This is a genomic window from Pseudomonas sp. GW821-FHT10C09 (assembly GCF_059415465.1).
The window spans coordinates 1-1620 of the sequence record NZ_JBWKNG010000054.1; the positions used below are offsets into that span (position 1 = coordinate 1).

The 1620-nt window shown below is 56.5% G+C and carries 1 protein-coding gene; it reads right to left on the reverse strand.

The genetic code is table 11. The annotated features are described in order from the left end of the window. Positions 1-164: 164 nt before the first annotated feature. Positions 165-1538: a transposase gene (locus AC07N8_RS29410; protein ID WP_493147245.1), complete on the reverse strand. Its 1374-nt coding sequence runs from the start codon at positions 1536-1538 to the stop codon at positions 165-167. Between the last annotated feature and the right edge of the window lie 82 nt (positions 1539-1620).

Here is a 1620-nt window from a genome sequence, read left to right on the forward strand (position 1 = left end):
CGGCCGATTCTGTTGAAAAAGTCGGATTTTCAGATCACCTGAACTCAGGCACGGCCACCACCAGAGAACCTACTCACCACATTGAGTGGTTTCTCGGCCCTTCGTTGACCATTGTTGCTTTGTTATTGGGTTAATTTGAAGTTTTTGGCTTAGTGCAGGCGCACCTATCCCGTGACTGGTGGCCCTTGAGATGAAAATTTGGCCAGCCGTCGCAGGTTCTGCACCGCAGCGGCCAGCGTGAATTCATCCGTCGCGCCGCTCATGCCACGTAGTCGCAAGCGATCCAATTTCAGGATGCGCTTGAGGTGGGCAAACAACATTTCGACCTTTTTACGTTCGTGGCGAGAGCGCTGATATGCCGGCGTTGCTGCAATGCGCCGAGCCACATCGCGAGCGGCTTCATGGACGCTGCGAGCGATCTTGCGGAACGCAGTGTTCGGGCAGCACTTGGCTTTCATCGGACACGTCGCGCAGTCGGTCTGTCTGGATCGGAAGATGATGGTGTTGGCTTTGGTGACGTGTGAACGCTCATTCTTGAAGGCTCGCCATTCGCTGCGCAATGGGTTGCCGGCCGGGCAGCGGTATTCCTCAGCCTCTTCATTCCAGTGGAAATCGTTACTCGAAAAGCTGTCGTTCTTGCGCTCGGTTTTGTCCCACACCGGCACATGCGGCTCGATGTCTTTTTCCTCCACCATCCAGGCCAGCATCGGCGCGGTACCGTAAGCGGTGTCGCCAATGAGGCGTTCCGGCTTGATGTCGAACTGCGCCTCAACGCGATCGATCATCGTCTTGGTGCTCTCGACTTCTGCCGTTCGATGAGCCGGTGTGGGTTCCACATCCATGATCACGCCGTGCTCGGTATCGATCAGATAATTCGTGGAGTAAGCGTAGAACGCTGGGCCACCTGGAGCTGCGGTCCAGCGGGCTTGAGGATCAGTCAGCGATAGACGCTTCGGTAGCGTTTCGGCCAGAGCCTCTTCATCGAGTGCCTCAAGATACTCACGCACGGCGCGGGTGCTCAGGGCCGGATCGCTCCAGTTGACCGGTTCATCACCCGGTACACCGCGCTGCCGGCTGGCATCCGCTTTGATGATGCTGGCGTCCACGGCAAAGCCTTCGCCCTTGACCAGGCCGGCGTCCATGCAACGACGCAGCACTTCATTGAACAGCCAGCGAAACAAATCGCTGTCCCGAAAACGGCCGTGTCGGTTTTTGGAAAAGGTCGAGTGATTGGGGACTTCATCTTCAAGGCTCAATCGGCAGAACCAGCGATACGCCAAGTTCAAATGGGCCTCTTCGCACAACCGCCGCTCTGAGCGTATGCCGTAGCAATAGCCCACGATCAACATGCGGATCATCAATTCAGGATCAATCGACGGGCGCCCAATCGGGCTGTAGAAGTCGGCGAGGTGATGGCGCAAATCGCTCAGATCGAGACACCGATCAATGCTGCGCAGAAGGTGATTGGCTGGGATGTGATCTTCAAGGTTGAACGAGTAAAACAGTCGCTCCTGCCCACTCGATAACTGTCCCATCATGCTGTGTGATCCCCCGCCGGCCAATGAAGCAATTTTGCCGCAGGCCAGACAGGGGAGCTACTTTTTCAACAGAATCGGCCAA